At 65.9% G+C, this 22846-nt stretch carries 21 protein-coding genes and 1 tRNA gene; 7 read left to right on the top strand and 15 right to left on the bottom strand.

Translation table 11 applies throughout. The features are described from left to right. Nucleotides 1-298: 298 nt before the first annotated feature. Nucleotides 299-814 carry a hypothetical protein gene (locus BLT16_RS18760; protein ID WP_089660379.1) on the top strand — a complete coding sequence of 172 codons (516 nt, stop codon included), beginning with the start codon at nt 299-301 and terminating at the stop codon, nt 812-814. Nucleotides 815-854: 40 nt separating this feature from the next. On the opposite strand, the gene BLT16_RS18755 is transcribed toward BLT16_RS18760, so the two are convergent. The 7 genes from BLT16_RS18755 to bioB form a co-directional block, all read right to left on the bottom strand. Then, nucleotides 855-3674: a bifunctional diguanylate cyclase/phosphodiesterase gene (locus BLT16_RS18755; RefSeq protein WP_089660377.1), complete on the bottom strand. Its 2820-nt coding sequence runs from the start codon at nt 3672-3674 to the stop codon at nt 855-857. Nucleotides 3675-3946: 272 nt separating this feature from the next. Continuing rightward, nucleotides 3947-4031: transfer RNA gene (locus tag BLT16_RS18750), tRNA-Leu, on the bottom strand. 65 nt (nt 4032-4096) lie between these two features. Continuing rightward, nucleotides 4097-4768 carry a dethiobiotin synthase gene (bioD, locus tag BLT16_RS18745; RefSeq protein WP_089660375.1) on the bottom strand — a complete coding sequence of 224 codons (672 nt, stop codon included), beginning with the start codon at nt 4766-4768 and terminating at the stop codon, nt 4097-4099. A gap of 33 nt (nt 4769-4801) precedes the next feature. Further along, nucleotides 4802-5578, bottom strand: coding sequence for a methyltransferase domain-containing protein (locus tag BLT16_RS18740; protein ID WP_245701766.1), 777 nt, complete (start codon nt 5576-5578; stop codon nt 4802-4804). Further along, nucleotides 5575-6303, bottom strand: a complete 729-nt coding sequence (locus BLT16_RS18735) for an alpha/beta fold hydrolase (RefSeq protein WP_089660373.1) — start codon at nt 6301-6303, stop codon at nt 5575-5577. Before BLT16_RS18735 ends, BLT16_RS18740 begins: the two co-directional genes overlap by 4 nt. Beyond that, nucleotides 6291-7439 carry an 8-amino-7-oxononanoate synthase gene (gene bioF / locus BLT16_RS18730; protein WP_089660371.1) on the bottom strand — a complete coding sequence of 383 codons (1149 nt, stop codon included), beginning with the start codon at nt 7437-7439 and terminating at the stop codon, nt 6291-6293. The genes BLT16_RS18735 and bioF overlap by 13 nt, the downstream gene beginning before the upstream one ends. Nucleotides 7440-7441: 2 nt before the next feature. Then, entirely contained in the window at nt 7442-8449 is a 1008-nt protein-coding gene (gene bioB / locus BLT16_RS18725) for a biotin synthase BioB (RefSeq protein ID WP_089660369.1), read from the bottom strand. 115 nt (nt 8450-8564) lie between these two features. Here bioB and BLT16_RS18720 point away from each other — a divergent pair, with 115 nt between their 5' ends. Both BLT16_RS18720 and BLT16_RS18715 read left to right on the top strand, forming a co-directional pair. Further along, entirely contained in the window at nt 8565-9242 is a 678-nt protein-coding gene (locus tag BLT16_RS18720) for a ComF family protein (RefSeq protein ID WP_089660368.1), read from the top strand. A 302-nt stretch (nt 9243-9544) separates the two neighbouring features. Next, the gene (locus BLT16_RS18715) at nt 9545-10537 is read left to right on the top strand and encodes a serine/threonine protein kinase (protein ID WP_089660366.1); all 993 of its coding nucleotides are present in this window, start codon (nt 9545-9547) and stop codon (nt 10535-10537) included. Here the strand turns inward: BLT16_RS18715 and BLT16_RS18710 are convergent. Further along, nucleotides 10531-11106, bottom strand: a complete 576-nt coding sequence (locus BLT16_RS18710; RefSeq protein ID WP_089660364.1) for a hypothetical protein — start codon at nt 11104-11106, stop codon at nt 10531-10533. The two genes, BLT16_RS18715 and BLT16_RS18710, sit on opposite strands and share 7 nt — an antisense overlap. Nucleotides 11107-11596: 490 nt before the next feature. Between BLT16_RS18710 and folE the strand changes: the two genes are divergently transcribed. The 4 genes from folE (at nt 11597) to BLT16_RS18690 (ending at nt 14543) form a co-directional block, all read left to right on the top strand. Further along, nucleotides 11597-12154, top strand: a complete 558-nt coding sequence (gene folE, locus BLT16_RS18705) for a GTP cyclohydrolase I FolE (protein WP_089660362.1) — start codon at nt 11597-11599, stop codon at nt 12152-12154. Nucleotides 12155-12219: 65 nt separating this feature from the next. After that, nucleotides 12220-12630 carry a dihydroneopterin triphosphate 2'-epimerase gene (gene folX / locus BLT16_RS18700; protein ID WP_089660360.1) on the top strand — a complete coding sequence of 137 codons (411 nt, stop codon included), beginning with the start codon at nt 12220-12222 and terminating at the stop codon, nt 12628-12630. Between the two features lie 67 nt (nt 12631-12697). Then, the gene (locus tag BLT16_RS18695) at nt 12698-12994 is read left to right on the top strand and encodes a hypothetical protein (RefSeq protein ID WP_089660358.1); all 297 of its coding nucleotides are present in this window, start codon (nt 12698-12700) and stop codon (nt 12992-12994) included. A 91-nt stretch (nt 12995-13085) separates the two neighbouring features. Next, the gene (locus tag BLT16_RS18690) at nt 13086-14543 is read left to right on the top strand and encodes an NAD-dependent succinate-semialdehyde dehydrogenase (protein ID WP_089660356.1); all 1458 of its coding nucleotides are present in this window, start codon (nt 13086-13088) and stop codon (nt 14541-14543) included. A gap of 226 nt (nt 14544-14769) precedes the next feature. Here the strand turns inward: BLT16_RS18690 and purH are convergent, their stop codons facing one another. From purH to dsbD, 7 genes are all read right to left on the bottom strand, one after another. Beyond that, nucleotides 14770-16353 carry a bifunctional phosphoribosylaminoimidazolecarboxamide formyltransferase/IMP cyclohydrolase gene (purH, locus tag BLT16_RS18685; protein WP_089660353.1) on the bottom strand — a complete coding sequence of 528 codons (1584 nt, stop codon included), beginning with the start codon at nt 16351-16353 and terminating at the stop codon, nt 14770-14772. A gap of 65 nt (nt 16354-16418) precedes the next feature. Further along, nucleotides 16419-16727, bottom strand: a complete 309-nt coding sequence (gene fis, locus BLT16_RS18680) for a DNA-binding transcriptional regulator Fis (protein WP_089660349.1) — start codon at nt 16725-16727, stop codon at nt 16419-16421. A gap of 32 nt (nt 16728-16759) precedes the next feature. Further along, on the bottom strand, nt 16760-17800 hold the full coding sequence (dusB, locus tag BLT16_RS18675; protein WP_089660347.1) for a tRNA dihydrouridine synthase DusB: 1041 nt from the start codon (nt 17798-17800) through the stop codon (nt 16760-16762). Between the two features lie 87 nt (nt 17801-17887). Further along, complete coding sequence (gene prmA / locus BLT16_RS18670; RefSeq protein WP_089660345.1) at nt 17888-18802, bottom strand: 50S ribosomal protein L11 methyltransferase; 915 nt, start codon at nt 18800-18802, stop codon at nt 17888-17890. Between the two features lie 82 nt (nt 18803-18884). Continuing rightward, nucleotides 18885-20225 carry an acetyl-CoA carboxylase biotin carboxylase subunit gene (gene accC / locus BLT16_RS18665; protein ID WP_089660343.1) on the bottom strand — a complete coding sequence of 447 codons (1341 nt, stop codon included), beginning with the start codon at nt 20223-20225 and terminating at the stop codon, nt 18885-18887. 21 nt (nt 20226-20246) lie between these two features. Next, nucleotides 20247-20717: an acetyl-CoA carboxylase biotin carboxyl carrier protein gene (accB, locus tag BLT16_RS18660; RefSeq protein ID WP_089660342.1), complete on the bottom strand. Its 471-nt coding sequence runs from the start codon at nt 20715-20717 to the stop codon at nt 20247-20249. Between the two features lie 214 nt (nt 20718-20931). After that, entirely contained in the window at nt 20932-22746 is a 1815-nt protein-coding gene (dsbD, locus tag BLT16_RS18655) for a protein-disulfide reductase DsbD (RefSeq protein WP_089660429.1), read from the bottom strand. Nucleotides 22747-22846: the final 100 nt, after the last annotated feature.

The raw sequence follows: 22846 nt of genomic DNA, 5'->3' as shown, positions 1-22846 counted from the left end.
TCGTTGTGCGCCAAGCAGCTGCCGACGGACAATCCCTGTCTCTCGGTGGTGGTATTTGGGGGGGGGATGTCCTATGGCCGAATTATCGGCGTCCTGGCATAAGTCTTTAATTTGCAATTGTAAAACATACGTTTGATATGGCCCGTGCGGTGATTGATCTGGTGATTGCCCGTGGCCAGTACCGTCCGGCATCAATATGCCACTATCAGGAAACGTTAGTGCACATCTCTTGACACGATTTGGCTGCCAAATGCGCTACAACTCAAGGTCATAAAAACTATACTTTGGGGAGAGCTGTATGGACGTTAATCGGGAGCGCACGCTGCTGGGAATAGTGCTATGGGGGGCTGCGGCGATCTCGGCGCCTGTCACCACCTTGATGGTGTTGCGCGTTGGCGGGCTGCCTACGCTGGGGGTCGGGGCGCTAAGCGTGGCGCTGTTTGGCGCCGCGCTGCTGTGTACTCACATCAATCAACAGCTCGATGATCTCGTGCAGGATGATGAGCTATCCGATGAGGAGTGGGAGACGCATTTTGCCGAGGAGTCACTGCAGTGCAGTGGCCTGAGGGTACTGCGGATTGGTGAGGGCAGCCCGTTGAAGGGGCATATCAGCGAGCGCGCGGTGATTCTCAAGATCAACGGGGTGTGCCCGGTCACGGCGGATGAGGCCAATCACGCGCTGGTCGAGGGGCGTAACGAGATCGAGTGGATGGGGCGTAATCGCAAGCCGTTGGTAGCCCATATCACCACCCAGGGTAATGAACATGACCTGCTGGCACAGTTCGAGCAGTTGAATCCGAGCCCCGCAACGTAGCAGGAGGGCGAAACACTGAGCTGAGTCTCGTGCCCGACGCTCAGTTGACCAGGATGGGGGCCAACCAGCGTTCGGCGAAGCGCTCGCCGGTGAGCGGCTTGCTGAAGTGATAGCCTTGCGCCTGCTGGCAGCCCAGTGCCAGCAGGGCGTCGGCCTGTTCGGCATGCTCGACGCCCTCGGCGATCGTTTCCATTTTCAGGCTGCGTGCCATGGCAATGATGGTGGTAACGATGGTGTGGTCGTTGTCACTTTGAAGCATATCGGCGACGAACGACATGTCGATCTTGATCTTGTCGGCAGCGAAGCGCTTGAGATAGGCCAGCGACGAGTAGCCGGTACCGAAGTCATCGATGGAGAGCCCGAAGCCGAGTCGCTTGAGCGCTTCGGTGATGGCCACGGCCTGGTCGGGGTCGCTCATGAAGCCGCTTTCGGTGAGTTCTAGCCCCAGTTGACTGGCGGCAACCCCATGCCTGCTGCAGCAGCGTTGCAGGGTGGCGATCAGCTGGTTGTCGTCGAACTGCCGCGAGGCGACATTGATCGCCAACTGGCCGGGCATGACAAGGCCTGCGGCCTGCCAGGCGGCGAGCTGGCGGCAGGTGGCATCGATCACCCAGTTGCCGAGCGGCACGATCATGCCACGCTCCTCGGCCAGCGGTATGAACACGGCCGGGCTCACGGTGCCGAGTTCGTCGTCGTGCCAGCGGCACAGTACCTCGGCGCCTACCAGGCAGCCGCTGGCCAGATCGACCTGTGGCTGGAAGTGCAGGCTGAGGCCGCCGTCGGTCAAGGCCGCGGCCAGCCGCTTGGCCATCACCAGCCGCGAGGCGAGGGCGGCGCCCATGTGCTCTTCGAAGAAGCGGAAGGGGACGTCCTGCTGCTTGGCCTGATACATGGCGATATCGGCATGCTTGAGCAGCTCACGGGCGCTGCCGGCATCGTCAGGGTAGAAGGCGATACCGATGCTGGCATCGAGCTCGAAGGCCTGTTCGTCGAGCTGCAGCGGCGCTGCCAGCGAGCGTAGCAGGCGCTCGGCGGTGTGGGTGATGGCATAAACGTCGCTGGGCTCGGCCAGCACCACGAATTCGTCGCCCCCCAGGCGTGCCAGATACTCGTTGCCCACTAACGCACCGGAGAAGCTGTTGGCCACCGCCGCCAGCACCTTGTCGCCGATGTCGTGGCCGAGGGTATCGTTGATGTCCTTGAAGCGGTTGAGATCGAGCAGCATCAGGCCCAGCCGCGCTCCGCCGGGTGCTTCCAGGGCACCCTCCAGGCGCTGCATGAAGGCGGTGCGGTTGGGTAGGCCGGTGCCCGGGTCGCGATAGGCCAGGCGGCGGATACGCGTCTCGTCTTCCTGGCGTTCCAGTTCGGCAGCGACGCCAGCGGCGAAGATCTGCAGCACGCTGCTCACCAGCTCGGTATCCTGCAGTGGCTCGGCGAACATCACGCCGAGTAGCCCCATCGGCTCACCGGCGGCGTTGTCCAGCCGGCGCCCGGCGTAGGCGCGTACCCAGGTGAGCGCCTCGCGGCCCTCTACCGGCAGGCGCTTGCCGGCCTCATCGTGGACGATGCACTCGGCTTCGATCAGCACGTCCTCGCAGGGCGCACCAGGCAGGGTGTAGCTGAAGTTGGGCTGGCGCTGGCCATCGATAACGATGGTCAGGGTATTGGCGCGTGTCGAGTCGCGTTCGTCGAGGCGCGCGATAAAAGCCAGCTCGGCGTCCAGCGCTTCGGCCATATGATGCGTCAACTGGTCGAGAAACTCTTCGCCGCTGCGCGCCGACACCGCCGAGGCGATCTTGAGCACGGCACGCTGGATGCGCTGCTGGGCGATCCGCTGGCGCAGAGTGTCGATGCCGAAGGCCAGGTTGTCGGCCAGCTCACACAGCAGCTGGCGCTCCTCGTCGCTGATCGGGTGTGTGTTCGACTGATAAAGCGCGAGGATCCCGAACACCTGGCCGCCGCGCTTGAGCGGCAGGCAGATCATGCTGTGAAAGCCATTCTGCAGGGCCAGCGCGCGCCAATGCACGAAACCTGGATCGTTGGCCAGATCATTTATGATGACCGGCTTGCCGCTGCGCACCGTCCTGCCTGACGGGCCCTTGCCGTTTGGGTGCTGTGCCGACCAGCTCAGGCTGATCTGGTCGAGATACCCTTGCACATTGCCTGCTGAAGCCTGGGGCTCGATGCGTCGCTCATCGTCATGCTGGGCGTAGCCCACCCAGGCCATACGGTAGCCGCCGATCTCGACGGCCAACTGGCAGATCGCCTCCAGCAACTGCTGCTCGTGATCCGCCTGAATCAGCGCCTCGTTGCAGCGGCTAAGCAGCTTGAGGGCTCGGTTGGTGCTCAACAGTTGCTGGCGGTGGTGATGGTCGCTCTCCTGGCGAGCCAGCTCTGAACCGGCGCGGGCAGCGGCAATGCGCATTACCTCCTCGGCATGGCGCGAGGTGTTGATGGGATGCGAGTGCATTGCGGCTAGCAGGCCCAGCGTGCGTCCATCGGGGGCAGACATCGGTACGCCCAGGTAGGCTTCGACGTCAAGCTCGGCGAGTAGCGCGTCATCGGGAAAACGCTGGCAGACATGCTGTGAAAAGTGGCATGGCGCACGTCCTGTGACCTGCTCGCAGGGCGTGCCGGCCAGCGGATAGCGAATGTTGTCGACCAGCTTGCCTCGTGCGCACAGCGCCAGCGTGGTGGCATGAAGGCCGTCGTCGTCGACCTGCGCGATCATTACGTAATCCACGCCCATGATCTCGCTAAGTGCGGTCGCCAGCTGCGCGAAGAACCCGTCATCGGTGGCTATCGACAAGCTGTCGGCCAGGCGGCGAAAGACATCGTGTGAGGTCACCAGGTCATTCAATCGCAAGATCCTTTCAACGTAGCGCTATGCTCGATATGAGTCGATATCGGCTGTGCTGGCGCCAGCTTGAGCGTTGCGACGATATCAGTATAGCGATGTCATGCTCATCATACAGTGCGATGCCATGCATGTATTCCGATGAGATAGGCGCTTGCAATGAGGGTGGTTGGCGCGCCGCTAGCCATGGCCAGGCACGGAGACTTGCGTGGGGAGGTAAAACGGCTGGAAGCGCTCGCAGCGCATCACTGATGGCAATGACTGACATCGTTGATTGGTGCGGATGGGGAGACTTGAACTCCCACGCCCGAAGGCACCAGAACCTAAATCTGGCGTGTCTACCAATTCCACCACATCCGCAGCCTTGGCAGCAGTGCTGACTAAGCCGCCCATATTTTACGGATGGTCGCCAGCAAGTCAACGCGTTATTCCGGCAGTTGGACATGGTCGGCGACCTGGGACGGTGTGGGGCGCGCCAGGTAGGGGACCCGGCCCAGGCAGGGGGCGTCCAATTGCTGGGTAAGGCTGGACAGATTGTCCTCGGCAGCGTCCATCCCTGGATCGACCCGGTTGGCGACCCAGCCGGCGACCTGCACCCCGTCACGGCGAATCGCCTCCAGTGTCAGGCGGGCATGGTTGATCGCGCCGAGGCGCACACCGACAACCAGAATGGCCGGTAGCCGCAATAGCGTCGCAAGTCCAGCGAGGTCCTCGTCGGCGTTGAGCGGCACCCGCCAGCCGCCGGCGCCCTCGATCAGTGTCAGGTCGCGTGCCTCCGCCAACCGTGGCGTCAGCCGCTCGGCCAGTGCGGCGAGGCTGAGTGTGGTACCGGCCTGCTGGGCGGCGAGGTGCGGGGCGATGGCCGGCGCGAAGGCAAAGGGATTGATCTCGTCATAGGGCAACGGCGGGCTGGACGCCGCCTGCAAGGCCAGGGCATCGCGGTTGCGCAGGCCGGCAGGGGTTGACTCACAGCCTGAGGCGACCGGCTTGAGACCCTGGGTGGTCAGGCCCTGGCGCCGGGCCAGCGTCAGCAGGCCACTGGCGATCAGGGTTTTGCCGGCATCGGTATCGGTGCCGGTAATGAAGTAGGCACTCATGCAAACCTCGTTCTGTTGTCGTTGGCCAAGTGCTCAGCGCTGCAGGATCAGGGTCAGCCGCTGGTAGGTCACCGGCAGCCCCGCGGGTTCACGCAGGCGCTCGTAGCGCTGTCGGGCGCGCATCAGGTCGCTGCGAGTCAGCGGCGCTTGCCCGGCTGGAGGCGGTTGCTGGGCACCGACGCCCTTGATCGAGGCCATTACCGCAGCGAGGTCCGGATAGTGAAAACGCTCGGCAACCTGCTCGATATGAACGCTGAAGCCCGCAGCATGGCTGCTGGCGGCAACCTGTTCCGCGGATAGGAAGTCGAGTAGCGCCTGTGGCCGCGACCAGGCCTCGGCGACCTCGGCCAGGGTGCCGGGGGCCAGGGTGTTGATCAGCGCCGTGGCGCCGGGCGCCAACACCCGGTGGAGTTCGGCGAACACCTGAGCGAGGTCCGGGCACCACTGCAGCGCGAGGTTGGAGAACACCAGGTCGTGGCTGGCGTCGGCCAGCGGCAGGCGAGCGGCATCGGCGCATAGCCAGTGGCCACGCCCGGCACAGCGCCGCTGTGCCTCAGCGAGCATGCCTGGGGCCAGGTCGAGGCCCAGGGCGCTGGTGCGGTAGTGCGTGGCGAGGCGCGTGGTCCAGTGTCCCGGGCCGCAGCCCAGGTCGAGGATCGACGTGGCACTCCTCGGAAGATGCTGCCAGAGCGCCTCGCCCATGTGCTGCTGGGCGCCGGACAGGGCCAGGTAACGTGGCGCGGCGCGGCCGAAGCTTCGCGCCACGTTGCGTTGCCAGCGTGTGGCAGCCAGGGGGGCGGGCATATTCATCGGCGCTCCATCGTGCTGGCGTGACTGAAGTCGCCGGCCAGCCGCTGCAGCGCACGGGCCAGTGCGACAGGCTGTGAGAGCATCGCGCAGTGGCCGCTGTCGGGCAGTGCCTCGGCGCCAGATGGCAGTCCACTCGGCGCGAGCAGTGGGTCGCGGGTGCCGTATAGCCAGGCCACCGGGCAGGGTGGGGCCGGTACCAGATGCTGAGCGTCGAGCTGGCTAAGCTGGGCCAGGCCGGCGCTCAGGGTCGGCAGCGTCGCCGGCGGCGTGTCGCCGAGCAGGCGGGTGAGCTGTCGGTAGGTGTCGCGTGGTGAGGGTTCGCCGCCTGACTGCCAACGCAGGAAATGCCGCCAGCTGGCCTCGGGGGCACGGGAGAAGGCGCGCTGGAAATCGCCCAGCGCCGCCTCGTTGACCGCCGCCGGGTGGCAGAAGCGTGGCCCCATGCCTAGCATCACCAGGCCCTGGGGTGCGGGCAGGCGCAGGCTGAGAGCGGCGGCGAGTAGCCCGCCCAGCGACCAGCCTACCCATACCGCATCGGCTGGCAGCGCCGCGGCCATGGCATCGGCCAGAGCGTCGAGATCACCGGGCGCACCGAGCGCCGCCCGTGTGCCGTAGCCCGGCCAGTCGGGGCAGGCCGGCGCCTCGGCGTCCGGCCAGTGAGCCGCCAGGGGCGCCCAGATGCGCGCGTCGACGCCCCAGCCGTGGAGCAGGATCAGGCGTGGCATCGCGCGTCGGGCTCGCGTTGCTGGCAGACGTTCAGCGTCGCGACCAGTTGCTCGATCATTGCAGGCGTGTGCGACGCGGAGAGGGTGATGCGCAGGCGTGCGGTGCCGGCGGGTACCGTGGGTGGGCGGATCGCCCCGACTTGGTAGCCGTGGGCGGCGAGGGTGGCTTGCCACGCAAGGGCGCGGGCCGGTTCGCTCAGCAGCAGCGGCTGAATCGGCGTATGACTGTCGAGCAGCGGCAGCGAGGCGTTGCGGGCCAGGCGGCGGAACAGGGCAATATTGGTGCTTAGCCGCGCACGGCGCTCGGGTTCGGCGTCGACGATATCCAGCGCTGCCAGGCTGGCGGCGGCCACCCCGGGGGGCAGCGCCGTGGTGTAGCAATAGGGCCGTGCGAACTGAATCAGTGCCTCGATCAGTGTCGCGTCGCCGGCCACGAAGGCGCCGAAGCTGCCCAGCGCCTTGCCCAGGGTGCCGACCAGGATCGGCACCTGATCACAGCCGACGGCATGGCCCACGCAGCCGTCGCCGTGTTCGCCCAGCACGCCGATGCCGTGGGCGTCGTCGATCATCAACGTCGCCGCGTGGCGCTGGGCGAGCGCCGCCAGGCCGCGGATGTCCGCCACGTCGCCATCCATGCTGAACACGCCGTCGCTGACGATCAGCGCGTCGCTGCCGGCGGGGCGCCGCGCCAGCAGGCGGGTCAGGTCGTCGAGATCGCGATGGTGGAAGCGCCGCGAACGCGCCCCGGACAGCGCCGCGCCGTCGAGCAGCGAAGCGTGGTTGAGGCGGTCTTGGAAGAGGCGTGTCTGGGTGTTGCACAGGGTCTGCATGACCGCCAGGTTGGCCATATAGCCGGTGGAGAACAGCAGCGCCCGCGGCCGACCGACCAGCGTGGCCAGGCGCTGTTCGAGAGCCTCGTGGACGTCACGGTGGCCGCTGACCAGGTGCGAGGCGCCGCTGCCGGCGCCCAGGCGGCGGGCGGCGGCTGCCTGGGCGTCGGCCAGGCGTAGGTGATGTGCCAGGCCGAGGTAGTCGTTGCCGGCAAAATCGATGCATTCCGCCGTGCCACCGGCACGCTGGCGCCACAGGCCGCGTTGGCGCTGGTCGGCCAGGCGGCGCTCGAGTCGCTGCCACATGCCTAGGCGGGCTCGGCGGCGTGAGCCGCAGTCGCATCGTGGTAGAGCGGCTGTTCAGGGTGCAGGCCGAGCTTGTCGAACAGCGCCCGGTCGCGTTCCACGGCAGGGTTCTCGGTGGTCAGCAGGGTATCGCCGTGGAAGATCGAGTTGGCACCGGCCAGAAACGCCAGCGCCTGGGTCGATTCACTCATCTGCTCGCGGCCGGCGGATAGCCGCACGTGGCTCCTCGGCATCAGGATGCGCGCCACGGCGATGGCGCGGATGAACTCGATCGGGTCGAGGTCGTCGACGTTTTCGAGCGGCGTGCCCGGCACCTTGACCAGCATGTTGATCGGTACCGACTCCGGGTGCGGCGAGAGCCGTGCCAGCTGCTGCAGCAGCCCGGCGCGGTCGGCGGGCGCCTCGCCCATGCCGAGGATGCCGCCGGAACAGACCTTCATGCCGGCATCACGCACGTGGCCCAGCGTGTCCAGACGATCGGCGTAGCTGCGGGTGGTGATGATCTCGCCGTAGTACTCCGGCGAGGTATCGAGGTTGTGGTTGTAGTAGTCGAGCCCGGCCTCTGACAGGCGCCCGGCCTGGTCGCCGTCCACCATCCCCAGTGTCATGCAGGTCTCCAGTCCCAACGCCTTGACCCGCTTGACCATCTCCAGCACCACATCCAAATCCTTGTCGCGCGGGCTCTTCCAGGCAGCCCCCATGCAGAAGCGGCTGGCACCGGCCTGCTTGGCGGCCCTGGCCTGTTCTACCACCTTGTCGACCTCGAGCAGCTTCTCCTTGCCCAGCCCGGTGTTGTAGTGGCCCGACTGTGGGCAGTACTTGCAGTCCTCGGGGCAGGCGCCGGTCTTGATCGAGAGCAGGGTGGCGACCTGCACGGCGTTGGCGTCGAAATGGGCACGATGGACCTGCTGGGCGCGGAACAGCAGGTCGTTGAAGGGCAGCGCAAACAGCGCCTGGATCTCGTCGAGGCGCCAGTCGTGGCGCACCACGGTATCGGTGGCTAAGGTCATGGTAGGGTCCGCTGGGACTGATTGGCTCAGTCAACATGTTTGGGTTTTAGAGTTAACAGGGATGATAGGGACTGTGTGGGCTCTGTCAACTCCGTGGTTAAAGGGAGTTGACAAAATGCTGCGCGAAGCGCTTCCGGGGCGCTGCCATTTCTGCCTGGGTGCCACCGCGTCGGACGCCCCCTGGTGCGAGGCTTGCCTGGTGGCGCTGCCATGGAACCTGCCGGCTTGCCCGCGCTGTGCCGAACCGCTGCCGCCATTGACACCGGCCGGCTTGGCCTGCGGCGCCTGTCTCAGCCAGCCGCCGAGCTATGTGCGGTCGCGGGTGGCGCTGCGCTATGCCGACGACGTCGCGCAGTTGATCCAGGGCTTCAAGTTCTCGGCGTCGCCGCGGGCGGGGGCGGTTCTGCTGGCGCTGCTCGAGCACCAACTGCGCGGCGTGGAGCAGCTGCCCAAGGCGCTGGTGGCGGTGCCGCTGCATCCCCGGCGTGCCCGCCAGCGCGGCTTCGACCAGGTCGCCTGGCTGGCCGAGCGTCTGGCTCGGCGCCTGGGGGTGCCGCTGGTCAAGGCGCGGCGGCTGCGCCATACGCCGAGCCAGGTGGGCTTGAGTCGCAAGGCGCGGCATCACAATGTAAAAGGCGCCTTCCGCGTCGAGCAGGCGCTGCCTGCGCATGTCGCCATTCTCGACGACATCGTCACCACCGGAGCGACCTGCGAGGCGCTGGCTCAGGCCTGCCAGGCGCGTGGTGCGACGCTAATCGAGGTATGGGCGGTGGCGCGCACGCCGCGGCAGTGAGGAGCCAGACGCTGGCAATAGCGACTACATCTCTCGACCTGGTAGCCGATAGCCACTGCCAGCGAGGGACGCCGGGGGCAGGCCGCAGAGGGGGGTTCGATGCCAGGGATGGCATCGGTAGCGCCCAGGGATGGTTTACAGCGCCCCCTCGCAGGCCTGCCGACGGATCAGTCCCGAGCGGTGCCAGGCGTAGCGATGCCCCCGGCGGCCCTCGCCCAAGCCAGCGGTGGTAGCAAAAGCGATCTCGGCAGGCACGGCCGGCGGCTGCTAAGATGCCAGGCTTTACGCTTCAGGAGCCGAGCATGGCGGATACCTCTCACCCCTTCGATCGGCTTAGCCCGGCGACTATCGTGGACGCCGTGGAGTCACTGGGCTTTTGGCTGCCCGGCGAACCCTTCGCGCTCAACAGCTATGAGAACCGGGTGTTCCTGCTCAGCGACGATGAGCGCCGCCGCTGGGTGGCCAAGTTCTACCGTCCCGGGCGCTGGAGCGACGCCCAGATCCAGGAAGAGCACGATTTCCTGCTCGAACTGGCCGAGGCCAACGTGCCCGTGGCGGCGCCGTGGCGCAACGCGGCCGGGGAGACCCTGCACCACTGGGAGGGCTTTCGCCTGACGCTGTTTCGCCAGGTGTCGGGCCAGGCGCCGGAGCTCGAGAACCCCGAGCACCTGTTCGCGCTGGGCGAGCTGATCGGCAAGGTGCATGCGGTGGGCGCAAAGCGCGACTTCGACACCCGCCTGAGCCTGGACTTGACCGAGATGGTCGAGCAGGCGCGTGCCACCGTGCTGGTCGGCCCCTGGTTGACGCGTCGCCAGCGCGACGCCTATGCCCGCATCAGCGCCGAGCTGGCCGAGATGCTGCGCGAGCATAGCTGGCCGGCGCAGGCGGCGATTCGCCTGCACGGTGACTGTCACCTCGGCAATATGCTGGGGCGCGACGCCAGTTTCAGCCTGGTCGACTTCGATGATGCGCTGATGGGCCCCCGGGTGCAGGATCTGTGGATGCTGCTGACGGCACAGACGCCTGAGGAGCTGCAGTGGCAGCTCTCGGAGATACTCGAAGGGTATGAGCAGGAGGCCGATTTCCCGCGCGGCGAGCTGGCATTGATCGAGCCGCTGCGCACGCTGCGGCTACTGCGCCACAGCGCCTGGCTGACAGCGCGCTGGGAGGACCCGGCATTCCCCAGAGCCTTCCCCTGGGCCGCCGAGGAGGGCTACTGGGATCAGCATATTCGCAGCCTGGAGCAGCAGCGTCAGGCGCTGGAGCAGCACCCGCGCTGGCTCGCCGCTTACTGAGTGTCGGGGTCGGGACGTTCGGCGGGGACCGGGTTGGCAACGCCTGCCCCGTTGGCCTGACGGCGACGCTCGTTGATCTGTGCCGAGGGATTTTCCTGGGCCTCGAGGGCGATGTCGTTGCGCAGGCGCAGCTGGAAGGCCTCGCCCGGTACGAGCTCGACGCGCTGACAGTCGCTTCCGCTGCCGTCGACACAGGCCGGTACACCGATGTTGCCGTCGAGATCCTCGGCGGTGGCCGAGAGCTCACCGCTGAAGATGGCGCTGTCGTCGGCGTTGGCCTCGATGCAGGTCAAGGTGCTGGCGCTGAAGCGAATGCGCTCGCCGTCAAGGCGGGCGTCGGCGGTGATCAGGCAGTGGTTGGGCAGGTCGTACTCGCCGCTGGCGGCAGCCGTTGGCTTGAGCAACACGTCCGATTGGCTGGCGCTGTCTGGCGTGAGGGTGAAGGTGTCGACGACCTCGACTGCCACGCTGGCGCCGGCGGGAAGCGACAGGCTATCTGCCTGGGCGCTCAGCGGCAGGCTCATGGCAATGGCGAACAGGGTCAGCGCGGAACGCGTTAGCTTGATCATTCCCGGTAAACTCGTTTGGACTCATGCTGGATGGCGGGAGTTTACCACAGCCCCGTTTGGCTGCAGCCAAACGGGGCGTGACATGATGTCACTGCTTTTATGCCAGGCCACCCCTCAACGACGCCGGAGACAGGCCTGCGAGGGGGCGCTGTAAACCCATCCCTGGGCGCTACCTTGCGCCCTGCTGCGCTCTCGCATCCTGCTCCGCTTGCAGGACCGGTGCTGGCCATCCATGGCCAGCCCGTTCGGAGCAGTGCTCCGAACCCATGGCGCAAAACCCTCTTCGGCCTGTCCCCGGCGCTGTTCGGCCAGGGCGGTCTATCTGCGACAGCCCCGCGTCGCGGCTCGACGGGTCTGGTCGCAGCGCTTAGAATTGGTGGCTATCCGTAGAGGTGTTGTACAAAACATAATTGCTGTATATATTTTGTATATCACAGCAGCGCATCACACCCTCGACGACCCAGGGTGATACCAGCATATAGGCCCCCTCATGACCGAAGAGCTCGCCAACCACTATCGCCAGATCATTGCCGGACTGGGTGAGGACCCCCAGCGTGAGGGGCTGCGCGATACCCCCAAGCGGGCCGCCAAGGCCATGCAGTTCCTGACGCGCGGCTATCACCAGTCCCTCGAGGAGCTGATCAACGGCGCGGTGTTCGAGTCGGAAACCGACGAAATGGTGCTGGTCAAGGACATCGAACTCTACTCGATGTGCGAGCACCATCTGCTGCCGTTCATTGGCAAATGTCACATCGCCTATCTGCCCAACGGCCGCGTACTGGGACTTTCCAAGTTTGCGCGCATCGTCGACATGTACGCGCGGCGCATGCAGATCCAGGAGAACCTGACTCGCCAGATTGCCGAGGCGGTGTTGCAGGTGACCGAGGCCCGCGGGGTGGCGGTGGTGATCGAGGCCAAGCACATGTGCATGATGATGCGCGGGGTCGAGAAGCAGAACTCGAGCATGACCAGCTCGGTGATGCTGGGGGCTTTCCGCGAAAATCAGCCCACGCGTCAGGAATTTCTTACGCTGGTCAACGCACGCTGAGTCGAATACCGGATATCCTGCGGTGCACCCATACGAGCTTTGCTATCGGCCCAAGGAGGCCCATCATGCCACTGCACGCGCTTGACGATCAGCACCTCGACCATGATTTAGCGACCATTCGCATCAAGGACCTGCGGCTGCGCACGCATATCGGCATCAAGGAAGACGAGATCAAGAACCGCCAGGATGTGGTGATCAATGCCACCATCCGCTACCGCGCGACCCGTGCGGTGCAGTTCAACCAGATCGATCAGGCGCTCAACTATCGCACCATTACCAAGCATGTCATCGCCCACGTCGAGGAGAACCGTTTTCTGCTGCTGGAGCGCATGACCCGCGAAGTGCTGGACATCATCATGTCCTATGAGCAGGTGCTGGCCGCCCAGGTCGAGATCGACAAGCCCCACGCGCTGCGCTTCGCCGACTCGGTGTCGATCACGCTATCCGACTCACGCGAGCTCCGCCGCGACGCCTGAGTCAGCCCAGGTATCGAGGCGGGGTTGGTTTCCGGGAGTCAGTCGGCTTAGCATGGAGTCTTCACTGATGCCTGGAGACGCTGGCTTGTCAGACGCTGAGACCCCCGTCGAGCCCCACCCGCCCCGCAAGCGCTATGCCGGCTTCGCCGTTGCGGCGATCATCACTGCCTTCGTCGCGCTATTCTTCGAAGGGCGGATTCCGCCGCTGAACATTGCCGCCGCGGTGCTGGCCCTGATCGGGCTGCGCCAGATCCGGCGTGATCCACTACGCTATAAGGGACGTGCGTTCTGCTGGCTGGCGGTGGCGCTGGCCATCATCGTCGCGACCCTGGCGGCGTTGGTCGAGCCGTCCCTGGCAACGTGATGCCTTGCATGCCTCAAGCCACCCCTGCGTGACCCGTTTCGCATCATCCCGTGCGCCGCAGACGCGGCGTAATGATGGAAAGGAGAACATCATGTCATCTCTTCAAGACAGTCCGTTATACCGTCCCTTTGCCTATATCGATGGCAGCTGGGTCGCCGCCGATAGCGGCGAACAGATCGATGTCATCAACCCGGCCACCGGCGAGGCGATTGGTCGCGTGCCGCGTCTGGGCCGCGCCGAGACCGAACGGGCGATCACTGCCGCCGAGGCGGCGTTTCCCGCTTGGCGTGGGTTGACCGCGCTGGAACGCGCCGACATCCTGATGAAGTGGCACGATCTGATGCATGAGCATCAGCAGGAGTTGGCCACCATCATGACCCTCGAGCAGGGCAAGCCGCTCAAGGAGGCCGCCGGCGAGATCGCCTACGCGGCAAACTTCCTGCGCTGGTTCGCCGAGGAGGCGCGGCGTATCTACGGCGAGACGATCCCCGCTGCCAGTGCCAATCAGCGGGTAGTGGTCACCAAACAGCCGGTCGGTGTGGTGGGCGCCATCACGCCGTGGAACTTCCCGGCGGCGATGATCACCCGCAAGGCCGGCGCGGCACTGGCCGCTGGCTGCCCGATCGTGGTCAAACCGGCCAGTCAGACGCCGTTCTCGGCTACGGCGCTGGCGCTGCTTGCCGAGCGCGCCGGGGTGCCCCGCGGCGTCTTCAACGTGGTGCCCGGGCGCGCCTCGGAGATTGCCGCGGCGCTCACCGAATCGCCGGTCGTACGCAAGATCACCTTCACTGGCTCCACCGAGGTCGGGCGCACGCTGATGGCCCAGGCGGCCCAGCACATTCAGAAGATCTCGCTGGAGCTGGGCGGCAACGCCCCCTTCATCGTGTTCGAGGATGCCGATCTCGACGCCGCCGTGGACGGCGCCATGGCCGCCAAGTTCCGCAATGCCGGCCAGACCTGCGTGTGCACCAACCGCTTCCTGGTCCAGTCGAGCGTGGTCAACGCCTTCTGCGAGAAGCTCGCGGTCGCCATGAACAGTGAGCTGCATGTCGGTGATGGCACCCGGGATGGCATCAATATCGGCCCGCTGATCGACCACAACGCCGTCGACAAGGTCAGTGACCACGTTCACGACGCGGTGGATCACGGCGCCCAGCTGCTGCTAGGGGGTAACCCGCACCCGCTGGGCGGCAACTTCTTCACCCCGACCCTGATCAGCGCCGCCAATGACACCATGAAAGTCGCCCACGAGGAGACCTTCGGGCCGCTGGCCGCGGTCTTCCCCTTCGAGGATGAGGAGGACGCCATCACCATGGCCAACGCCACCGAGTACGGCCTGGCGGCCTACTTCTACTCCCGCGACCTGGGCCGCGTATGGCGTGTCGCCGAGGCGCTCGAGTACGGCATGGTGGGCATCAACACCGGCCTGATCTCCAACCCGGCAACGCCGTTCGGCGGGGTCAAGGCCTCCGGCCTGGGCCGCGAAGGCGGCCGCGAGGGGCTCGAGGAGTTCGTCGAGACCAAGTACCTGTGTATTGATCTCGGCTGACCGGGCCCCGCCTGGAGCTGGAAGCCATAGTTCATAAGCTTTAAGAACAGAAAACCCCATTGGCCTAGGCCAATGGGGTTTTCTAATTAAGTACTGTTCGAGAAAACCGCTGGGCGATGGTCAGGCTAGGCGAAAGTCGGCGAAAGAGCGGAGTTTGCTGTTGCAAATGAGCATCTTGATGCCGACTTTCAACGACGCATGGCCGAGATCCAGCGTTTTTATCACCTTAGTGCTTGAAATGGCGCATACCGGTGAAAACCATGGCAATCCCCGCCTCATTGGCGGCATCGATCACTTCCTGGTCGCGCATCGAGCCGCCGGGCTGGATAACCGCGGTAATGCCGGCGGCAGCGGCGGCGTCGATGCCGTCGCGGAACGGGAAGAAAGCATCCGAGGCCATCACCGAGCCGGGCACTGAGAGGCCTTCGTCAGCGGCTTTTATGCCGGCGATCCGCGCCGAGTAGACGCGGCTCATCTGACCGGCGCCGACGCCGATGGTGTGGCCGTCCTTGGCGTAGACGATGGCGTTGGACTTGACGTACTTGGCGACCTTCCAGGCGAAGGCTAGGTCGCGCAGCTCCTGCTCGCTGGGCACCCGCTCGCTGACCACGGTGAGCTCGTCGCGGCCGACCATGCCCAGGTCGCGGTCCTGCACTAGCAGGCCGCCGGTGACGCGCTTGAAATCGTGAGCATGCTCGCGCTCGCCGGGCCAGTGTTCGCCGACGTCGAGCAGACGCACATTGGCCTTCTCGGCGACGATGGCGCGAGCTTCCTCGCTGACCCCGGGGGCGATGATCACTTCGACGAACTGGCGGTCGATGATGGCACGCGCGGTGTCGGCGTCCAGCGCCACGTTGAAGGCGATGATGCCGCCGAAGGCACTGGTGGGGTCGGTGGCGAAGGCCTTGTCGTAGGCTTCCACCGGGCTGGCCCCCACCGCCACGCCGCAGGGGTTGGCGTGCTTGACGATCACGCAGGCGGTGTCGGTAAAGGCCTTGACGCACTCGAAGGCGGCGTCGGTATCGGCAACGTTGTTGAACGACAGCGCCTTGCCCTGCAGCTGGGTGGCGGTGGATACACTGGCTTCGCGGGCGTCGTCTTCGACGTAGAAGGCCGCGTTCTGATGCGGGTTCTCGCCGTAGCGCATGCTCTGCTTCTTGTGGAATTGCAGGTTGTAGGTGCCCGGAAAACCATCCTCGCCGCCCGGTACGCGGCTGCCCAGGTAGTCGGCGATGGCGGCGTCGTAGCCGGCGGTGTGCTCGAAGGCGCGCACCGCCAGGTCGAAGCGGGTCTCCTCGCTCACTGCGCCGCGGTGGGCGGCCAGCTCACCGAGCACCCGCGCGTAGTCATCGGCATTGACCACGATGGTGGTGTGGGCGTGATTCTTGGCGCAGGCACGGACCATGGTCGGGCCGCCGATGTCGATGTTCTCGATGGCATCCGTGAGGCTGCAATCCGGCTTGGCGACGGTGTCGGCGAAGGGGTAGAGGTTGACCACCACCATGTCGATGGGATCGATGCCGTGCTCGGCCATCACCGCATCGTCCTGGCCGCGGCGACCCAGGATGCCGCCGTGAATCTTGGGGTGCAGGGTCTTGACCCGGCCGTCCATGATTTCCGGGAAGCCGGTGTGAGCAGAGACTTCGGTGACCGCGATGCCGTTCTCGGTGAGCAGCCGATAGGTGCCGCCGGTGGAGAGCAGCTCGACGCCGTGGTCGCTGAGCCCGCGGGCAAAGTCGACGATACCGGTCTTGTCGGAGACGCTGAGCAGGGCACGCCGAACGGCAAGCGAGGAGGCGGGTTGGGCCATGTGAAACCTCTCGAGATAGTGAGTCATTGAACGCCAAGGGAGCCGCGAGCGGCTCCCTTGTGGTATCAGATCAGGTCGTACTGCTTGAGCTTCTTGCGCAGCGTGCCACGGTTGAGACCCAACATGTCGGCGGCGCGGGTCTGGTTACCGTCGACATGGTCCATGACCGCCGTCAGCAGTGGTGCCTCGACCTCGGCCAGCACCATGGCGTAGAGATCGGTGACCGTCTCGCCGTCGAGGTGGTCGAAGTAGCGCCGCATGGCGACATCCACCGCCTCACGCAATGGGCGGTCGGTGGGCGTGGGGGCCAGCGAGGCGTCGTCATCGCTGGGCAGCGCCGCGGCCAGGTCAAGCGATTCCTGAGTGGCGGTCATCAGGGAGCCTGGTTGAGTGGGTTGCCTGCTGGTCATGCTGCACTGATTCCATCCGACGCCATCGGCCGCGCGTCGGCGGGATGGCGAAACAGTTGATCCACGAAATATTGCTGTGCCTGGGCATTTTCCAGAGCATTGAAGCGTGCGCGCAGCGCCTTGACGGCATGGGCATCAGATGCATGCCGGGCCAAATACCAGCCGAGGTGCTTGCGCGCGATACGTACGCCCATGTGCTCGCCGTAGAACGCATGCAGGGTAGCGAGGTGGTCGCGCATCACCTCGCGGCGCTGAGCGGCGCTGGGGGCCGCGAGTCGCTGCCCGTGGCGCAGGTAGTGGTCGATCTCGCCGAACAGCCAGGGATTGCCCTGGGCGCCACGGCCGACCATCACCGCATCCGCCCCAGTATAGTCGAGGATACGGGCAGCTTTCTCGGGAGAATCGATATCACCGTTGGCAAATACCGGCATCGATACCGCGGCCTTGATCGCGGCGATGGTGTCGTACTCGGCGTGGCCGGTATAGCGCTGCTCGCGGGTGCGGCCGTGAACCGCCAGGGCTTGGATGCCGGCGTTCTCGGCGAGGCGGGCGATACGCACGCCGTTGTTGCTTTCGGCACACCAGCCGGTGCGGATCTTGAGCGTGACCGGTACGTCCACCGCGGCCACCACGGCATCCAGAATCTCGGCCACCAGTCGTTCGTCGCGCAGCAGGGCCGAGCCGGCAGCCTTGTAGCACACCTTCTTGGCCGGGCAGCCCATGTTGATGTCGATGATCTCGGCGCCCTGCTCGGCGTTGAGGCGTGCCGCCTCGGCCAGCATGGCGGCGTCGCCGCCGGCGATCTGCACGGCGCGCGGGCCGGGTTCGCCGCGGTGATCCATGCGTAGCCGCGACTTGCGGGTGTGCCACAGGCTGGGGTCCGAGGTGACCATCTCGCCGACCACCAGCCCGGCGCCCAGCCGCCGGCACAGTTGCCGGAAGGGGCGGTCGGTGACCCCGGCCATGGGGGCCAGGATCACGCGGTTGGGCAGGCGGTGGCGGCCGATGGACGGCAGCGCCGAGGCGTCAATGGGCATGGTCGATCGAGCGCATCATCAGCAAGGGGGGCATATCATACCCACCGCTCGGCCGCGGGTGAAGGTGGACATTCAGCCAGCCCGGAATTAATTCGGCCGCCGACCGTTCAGTCGCACCCAGCCGTCGCGGCTGGCCGGTTCGTCCATGATCAGGCCCTGGGCGCGATAGGCCTCCAGCACCTCGTCGGCCTGCTGGGCAAGAATCCCGGATAGTGCCAGGCGTCCGCCGGGGGCGACGTGGCCGGCGATCATGTCGGCAAGCTCGACCAGCGGGCCGGCGAGGATGTTGGCGACCACCACCTCGAAGGTCCGCGTGTCGTCGATCTGTTCGGGGTAGTGCAGCGCCAGGGCGTCGACGTCTACCGCGTTGCGCTCGGCGTTGTCGCGGCTGGCGGTGAGCGCCTGGGGATCGATATCGGTGCCCACCGCACGGGCGGCACCCAGCTTGAGCGAAGCAATGGCGAGGATGCCTGAGCCGCAGCCGACGTCGAGCACGTCGCGGTCGTCGAGCTCGCCGGCTACCGAGAGATCGTCGAGCCAGGCCAGGCACAGCGCGGTGGTGGGGTGGGTGCCGGTACCGAAGGCCAGGCCCGGGTCGAGCAGCAGGTTGACGGCGTCGGGGTCGGGGGCGGCGTGCCAGCTGGGTACGATCCACAGCCGCTGGCCCATCTGCAGTGGCGTGAAGCCGTCCATCCACTCACGCTCCCAGTCGCGATCGGCGAGCAGCTCGACCTCGATCTCCGGGCAGGGGTCATCGGGCAGCTCCGTGGCCCACGCCTGGCGCACGCGCTCGAGCATGGCGTCCACCCCTTCCAGGTCGTCGTAGAGGCCGGTAAGCACCGTCTCGTTCCACAGCGGGGTGGTGCCGCGATCGGGCTCGAACACCGGGTCGTCGTGGGCGTCCTGCAGGGTAATGGCGCTGGCGCCCTCGTCGAGTAGCAAGTCCTCGAGGCGCTCGGCGAATTCGGGGGCGGTATGGGCCTTGAGTTGCAGCCAGGGCATGCGCAAGCCTCCTGATGGGCGGTGAGCGAGGCGCATACAAAAACGGGGCGGCCGGCGGCCACCCCGTTCAGCGCGCCGTCAATTACTGGGCGAGCTTCTTCTCGAGGTAGTGGATATTGACGCCGCCGTGATGGAAGTGGCTGTCGCGCACCAGATCCTTCTGCAGGTCGATATTGGTCTTGATGCCCTCTACCAGCAGCTCGTCGAGGGCGATGCGCATGCGCGTCAGGGCGATCTCACGGTCGGCCCCCCAGGTGATCAGCTTACCGATCAGCGAGTCGTAGTGGGGCGGTACCGTATAGCCGGTATACAGGTGCGAGTCCATGCGCACGCCGAGTCCGCCGGGAGCGTGGTAGAGCGAGACCTTGCCCGGCGATGGCATGAAGGTGCGCGCGTCTTCGGCGTTGATACGGCACTCGAAGGCGTGACCGTTGAGCTGCACGTCCTCCTGACTGATCGACAGAGGCATGCCGGAGGCGATGCGCAGCTGCTCCTTGACGATATCCACACCGGTGACCATTTCGGTGACCGGGTGCTCGACCTGTACCCGGGTGTTCATCTCGATGAAGAAGAACTGGCCGTTCTCGTAGAGGAACTCGAAGGTGCCAGCGCCACGATAGTTGATGGTCAGGCAGGCATCGGTGCAGGCCTTGAGCACCCGAGCCCGGGCTTCCTGGTCAAGATGCGGCGCAGGGGCTTCCTCGAGCACCTTCTGGTGGCGGCGCTGCAGCGAGCAGTCGCGGTCATAGAGATGCACGGCATTGCCTTGGCCATCGGCCAGCACCTGCACCTCGACGTGGCGCGGCTGCTCGAGGAATTTTTCCATGTAGACGGTGCCGTCGCCGAACGCCGCATTGGCCTCGTTCTGGGTCACGCTGATCGACGACAGCAGGTGCGCTTCGTTGTGCACCACGCGCATGCCGCGGCCACCGCCGCCGGAGGCGGCCTTGATGATCACTGGATAGCCGATGCGCCGGGCGATCGCCAGCGTCTGTTGGGGATCGTCCGGCACCGGGCCATCGGAGCCCGGCACGGTGGGCACGCCGGCCTTCTTCATGGCCTCGATGGCGCTGACCTTGTCGCCCATCAGGCGAATGGTCTCGGCGCGCGGACCAATGAAGGTGAAACCGGAGCGCTCGACCTGTTCGGCGAAGTCGGCATTCTCGGAGAGAAAACCGTAGCCGGGGTGAATGGCGCTGGCATCGGTGACTTCAGCGGCGCTGATCAGCGCCGGGATATTGAGGTAGGACTGCGCCGAGGAGGCCGGGCCGATGCAGACCGCTTCGTCGGCCAGCCGTACGTGCATCAGCTCGCGGTCGGCCTTGGAGTGAACCGCCACCGTCTTGATGCCCAGCTCCTTGCAGGCGCGCAGGATGCGCAGGGCGATCTCGCCGCGATTGGCGATGAGTACCTTGTCCAACATGATGGTTGCGCCCCTTGGAGGTTAGCTGATGATGAGCATCGGCTGGTCGAACTCGACCGGCTCACCGTCCTCGACCAGGATGGCTTCGATCACGCCGTCTTTGTCGGCCTCGATCTGATTCATCATCTTCATGGCCTCGACGATGCACACGGCATCGCCTTTCTTGACGCTCTGTCCGACTTCCACGAACGCCTTGGCGCCGGGCGCCGGGGCGCGGTAGAAGGTGCCGACCATCGGCGAGGCGACGGCGTGACCTTCGGGCTGTGCCGGCGTGCTGCTCTCCTCGGCGCTGGGCTGGGGCGCGGCAGGCGCGGAGGCGGGCGGTGCGTAGCCCCCCTGCGGCATGGCGTACTGCGGCATGCTGTTCTGATAGACGGCGCCATTGGGGTGGCGGCTGATACGGACCGACTCTTCGCCTTCCTGAATTTCAATCTCGCTGATATTGGACTCTTCCAACAGCTCGATCAGCTTCTTGACCTTGCGAATATCCATGAATCTGTCTCGATCAGGGTGGAGAAATAGGGCCGGCGGGTGACGCTGTCAACCTGAGCCGACTTGGTGTAGATAACGGCACGATGATGAAAATTATCGTGATATAGGCCGTTAAGAACAGTGTTCGCGGAGTGTGCCGAAAAAAGGGGGGCTTGTCCAGCGCGCCACGGTGATAGCCACTGAAGCCGACAACTAAACGGATGTTTGACGATAATCACGTCGTTGAGGGGCGCTGCTGCTCCAGCCAGCCAAGCAGCTGGTCGAGGTGCTGGGCGAAGTCGCGACGTCCCACCTCGCCGAGAATGCGTGCGTCGCGAATCTCCTGTTCACCGTCGAAGAACAGCAGGCTGGGAGGGCCGAACAGGCCGAAGTGGTCGAGCAGCTCGCGACTCTCGGCAGTGGTGTCGGTGACGTCGATCTGGATGCGCTGGAAGCCGGCCAGCTGATTCGCCGCGCTGGGGTAGACGCTGCGCTCCATCTGCTTGCAGGAGATGCACCAGTCGGCGGTGACATCGACGAACACCGGCCGACCCTCGCGGCTGGCATCGGCCAGTGCGGCCTGGAAGTCATCCAGCCGCGACACGCTGACCGGCGTCGGCAGCTCGGTGCCGCTGCGCTCGGCCATTACGCCCGGCGGCGTCGCCAGTGGCCGCAGCGGGTCCTGGGCGCCGCGGGCGGCGCCGATCACCAGCGCAATACCCCAGATCAGCAGCATCAGGCCGGCGCCCTGGCGCAGCTGTGGCCAGCCGCGTGGCGCATCCAGGCGCAAGGCGCCGAGCGCCAGGGCGGTGCCGATGGCCAGTGCTGACCACAGCAACAGTGCCACCGCCGGTGGCAGCAGGCGTTCGATCAGCCATATCGCCACCCACAGCAGCAGCACACCGAAGGCAATCTTGACGCCGTTCATCCAGGCGCCGGTGCGCGGCATCAGGGTGGTGCCGAAGGTGCCCACCAGCAGCAGCGGAATCCCCATGCCCAGCGCCAGTGCCAGCAGCGCGGCGCCGCCCAGCAGGGCGTCACCGGTGGTCGAGATGAACACCAGCGCGCCGGCCAGCGGCGCCGAGACGCAGGGCGATACCACCAGCACCGAGAGCGCGCCGGCCAGTGCCAGGCCGGGCGGGCCGCTGCGCTGAGCGCGGGCCTGCCAGGCATCGACCCTGCCGGCCAGGCGCGGCGACAGGCGCAGATTGAAGGCACCGAGCATGGCCAGGGCAAACGCCACGAACAGCGCGCTGAAGCCGATCAGCACCGGCGCCGACTGCAGCTGGGCCTGGAGGTTGAGTCCGGCACCGAATAGCCCCATCAGTACGCCGACCGTGGCGTAGGTAGCGGCCATGCCGGCCACGTAGCTGGCCGACAGCACGAAAGCGCGGCCGCGGCTGGGGTTCTGGCCAACGATGATCGACGACAGGATCGGCACCATCGGCAGCACGCAAGGGGTAAAGGTCAGCCCCAGTCCGGCGAGGAAGAACAGCCCTACCATCAATAGCGGGCTGGCGTCGGCCAGCAGCGCACTGAAGCGGCCGTCGGCACTCTGCAGGTTGGGGGCGGTCGTGGCAGTGCCGGCGCTGCCGTCACCGCTGGCCTGGGCGTTGGCAAACACCGCCGGCGGCGAGCCGGGCATCGCCTCCAGGGTAATGCGCTCGGGGGGATAGCAGAGCCCGGCATCGGCGCAGCCCTGGAAGGTCAGTGCCAGGGAGAGTGACTCGGGGCGGCCGTTCTCCAAGGGGATCTCCACTACCACCGGCTGGTAGAAGACGTAGACGTCACCGAAGAACTCGTCGCTGTGTGCCTCGCCGGGCGGGATCACCGGTTCGCCCAGGCTGACGTCATCATCTAGGCTCTCGATCTCGAAGCGATGGCGGTACAGGTAGTAGTCGTCGGCGCTCTGCATGCCGACATAGAGGCTGTCTTCGTCCAGCCAGGCGCTGGCCTCGAAGGCCTCATGCACGGGTAGGAAGTCGCGACTCGAGCTGCCGCCCGATGAGAACCACTGGGCCTGGGCCAGTGCCGGGAGGAGCATCAGCATGAACCAGGCAAGTACAGTGCGAAGGGTGAAGCGCGAGTTCACGAGTGGAGTATCCTTAGTCGCATGGTCTGGCGGGGTCGACGAGACGCCTGTGTGACCG

Source organism: Franzmannia pantelleriensis (assembly GCF_900102875.1).
GTDB lineage: Bacteria > Pseudomonadota > Gammaproteobacteria > Pseudomonadales > Halomonadaceae > Franzmannia > Franzmannia pantelleriensis.
This window is presented reverse-complemented; position numbering and strand designations above follow the sequence as displayed.